Genomic DNA, 1,425 nt, shown 5'->3' on the forward strand with positions numbered 1-1,425 from the left:
TAGTCGAACCTGAAAAACTGGAGTTCAGGCGATCGCCTGAGAGTGAATCAGGGGATGAGTCAAAAAGAAGCGGAACAGTTTACGCAAATTGAAGCCACAGCCCGCAAGGTAGGCATTGATCCGGTCGCCAATTTGACCTTGTAAGTAGTTGCGTCCTAAAGCATGATCTTGTTTGCTATGCCCAATTACAGGTTCAATAGCACTGCGGCGTTTGAGGCAGCGTTTGAGTGCGCCCGTCAATTTGCGAGTACCCGCAACGAACACTTCGACCTCCAAGGGATGATGAGTTGTGCCGCGAAATCCTTTGTCCACAAAAGCCTGTTTGGGTTTAACAGCGGTGAGTTTTTCGGCTTGAGCGAGTGCACCCTTCAACGTTGCGCCATCGTAGGGATTGCCATGGACTGCATCAATGCCGACAATCCAATTGCTGGCAGCGGTGGTCGCCAGCACAACTTTGCAGCCAAACTCATAGCGCTTGTGGACTTTACCTGTGGCAATACACTCCACTTCGGGGGCATGAACACTGTAGAGTTTGCCCGTATCTTTAGGCTGTTGCTGATAAATCCGTTTGGCAATCTCCAACAACGATTGCACTGCTTGCGGGATATCACTCATTTTGCGCTCAATGTCACGCACGACTCGTCCCAAGTACGTTCGCAGTTTCCGAGTCTGCGCTTTAGCTCGTTTGGCTTGACGTGCTGATGCATAGCGACTCTGCCAAAACAATGCCTGCTTACCTAAGCGCACATAGCTCTGCCGCAGTTTCACTTGGTGCTGACGGGCAACTCGCACCAACGCTCGTCTGGCTTTCTCGTACAACCGGGCATCGGTAGGAAAGGCAATCGCCTTCTCCTGCACTGTGGTGTCTACCGTGACTCGCTCAATCTCACAGGGTTGAAGCGCTTGCTGCACAGTCGCACTACGCAGCACTTGTTGGAGCAGTTTCTCTACCCCTTCTACCCCGACTCTCTGCCGCCATTTCACCAAACTCGTGGGATGGCAGGGAAACTCATGCTCAAACGTTTCTGCTCCACAAAAGTATTGCCAGTAGGGATTTTCTACCCATTTGGCAACGACCGATTCATCACTCTCGTTGTAGAGTGCTTTCAAGTAGTGCAAGCCTACCATCAACCGAGTTCGCAGCGCAGGTCGTCCCCCTTCGCGGCTCATTGGGTTGCCAAATTCAGCCTCAAACTCCTGCCACTCTATCGCTTGGCTTAATTTGACCAATGGATGGTCTAGGTTCAACTGTTCCTGCAACAGCACGCGATTGTGCCCTGATGATGCCCCAAGTTTAGGGCGAAATCCTCGACTCATTTCACCAGCTTTTGCCTCTTTAGCTTCACTTTCTGGCAATTTTACACCCTTCTCGATGCCTTGAATCCCTTATCCCTTCCTATCTGGATAGTTTTTCAGGGACAACTA

1 protein-coding gene is annotated in these 1,425 nt (G+C 51.0%); it reads right to left on the bottom strand.

Annotated features, from left to right (window positions below; all coding sequences use genetic code 11):
• Positions 1-24: 24 nt before the first annotated feature.
• Positions 25-1,356, bottom strand: a complete 1,332-nt coding sequence (locus AB3R30_RS26840) for an IS5 family transposase (RefSeq protein ID WP_458652263.1) — start codon at positions 1,354-1,356, stop codon at positions 25-27.
• Positions 1,357-1,425: the final 69 nt, after the last annotated feature.

It is taken from the genome of Sivoneniella epilithica UHCC 1019, assembly GCF_040830845.1.
Classification (GTDB): domain Bacteria; phylum Cyanobacteriota; class Cyanobacteriia; order Leptolyngbyales; family Leptolyngbyaceae; genus ULC077BIN1.